This window comes from Streptomyces sp. NPDC001508 (genome assembly GCF_040298665.1).
Lineage (GTDB): Bacteria > Actinomycetota > Actinomycetes > Streptomycetales > Streptomycetaceae > Streptomyces.
In genome coordinates, this window is sequence record NZ_JBEPAP010000163.1 from 1 (window position 1) to 1,508 (window position 1,508).

The following is a 1,508-nucleotide window of genomic DNA, read 5'->3' on the forward strand; positions in this document are numbered from 1 at the left end:
CTCGACGGCACGGAGAACCACATCCGCAGCAGGTGCCGTCCCTCCCCGGGCTCCTCGCTGGCGAAGGCCGTGCGGCCGTGCAGCACCAGGTGGTTGTTGATCATCTGCAGGTCGCCCGGCTCGAACTGCATGGGCGTGACCAGGCCGGGCCGGGCGGCGATCTCCTCGACCTTGTTGATGGCCTCGAGCTGCCGCTCGGTCAGCCGCGGCGCGTCAGGGTTGTCCTGGCTGCGCAGCACCCGGCGGATGTAGAACCGGGTCGTGGTGAGCCCTTCGTGCCGACCGAAGACCGGGCTCAGGAAGACGTCCGGACGCTCGTCGTCGGGGGAGGCGACGTCAGCGAAGGGCAGCGGCTCGTACAGCGCGCTCAGCAGCTCGGGGCACTCCCAGGACATCTCCCGGCGTACGGCCTCGGCGCTGACCACGAGGCTGGTGCCGCCCTGCGAGGCCGCCCGCCGGCACAGCAGGGTGACGACGTCGGTCGAGTCGATGTGGAAGCCGATGTGCTGATTCGACTTGTGAACCCGCAGCTTGCCCGCTCGGCGCTCGTCGCGGATGTCGACCATGCTGGAGTCGTTGTTGTTCTGGATCATGGGCACGCCGATGTACATGCCGAGTCCCCAGTAGAGCCGGCGGACCTCGTCCTCGCTCTTGTCGCCGACCGGAACTCCCCGGACCAGGGCGAAGCCCGGCTCGTTCTCGATGGAGTCGACGATGCCGCGCAGCCTCGGCCCCAGCGTGGGCAGTGGGAAGTCGGCGGGACTCGCGGCGAAGTTCGGCTTGCCGCTCTTGAGCAGCACGTCCAGCGCGTCGTCGATCTCGGCCGCCTCGGCGGGGTCCAGGCGGTGCAGCCACGGTTGGTCGGACATGAATTCGGATCCGCGACCCATTTGCTGTCCACCAGTCATGCTAGCCATATGGCTGCCGCGCGGCACCAGGCCGCTGCTGTGATGATGATGATGATGGCTGCTGCCCATGGTATATCTCCTTCTTAAAGTTAAACAAAATTATTTCTAGAGGGGAATTGTTATCCGCTCACAATTCCCCTATAGTGAGTCGTATTAATTTCGCGGGATCGAGATCTCGATCCTCTACGCCGGACGCATCGTGGCCGGCATCACCGGCGCCACAGGTGCGGTTGCTGGCGCCTATATCGCCGACATCACCGATGGGGAAGATCGGGCTCGCCACTTCGGGCTCATGAGCGCTTGTTTCGGCGTGGGTATGGTGGCAGGCCCCGTGGCCGGGGGACTGTTGGGCGCCATCTCCTTGCATGCACCATTCCTTGCGGCGGCGGTGCTCAACGGCCTCAACCTACTACTGGGCTGCTTCCTAATGCAGGAGTCGCATAAGGGAGAGCGTCGAGATCCCGGACACCATCGAATGGCGCAAAACCTTTCGCGGTATGGCATGATAGCGCCCGGAAGAGAGTCAATTCAGGGTGGTGAATGTGAAACCAGTAACGTTATACGATGTCGCAGAGTATGCCGGTGTCTCTTATCAGACCG

General features: G+C 63.7%; 1 protein-coding gene and 1 pseudogene. One reads left to right on the forward strand and one right to left on the reverse strand.

Annotated elements, in window-relative coordinates:
- Positions 1-869 (reverse strand): TauD/TfdA family dioxygenase (locus ABT245_RS45870; RefSeq protein WP_351747111.1); only part of this gene is annotated, 869 nt, incomplete at its 3' end.
- Between the two features lie 217 nt (positions 870-1,086).
- Between ABT245_RS45870 and ABT245_RS45875 the strand changes: the two are divergent.
- Positions 1,087-1,508: pseudogene (locus ABT245_RS45875) on the forward strand (MFS transporter); the annotation flags it as partial.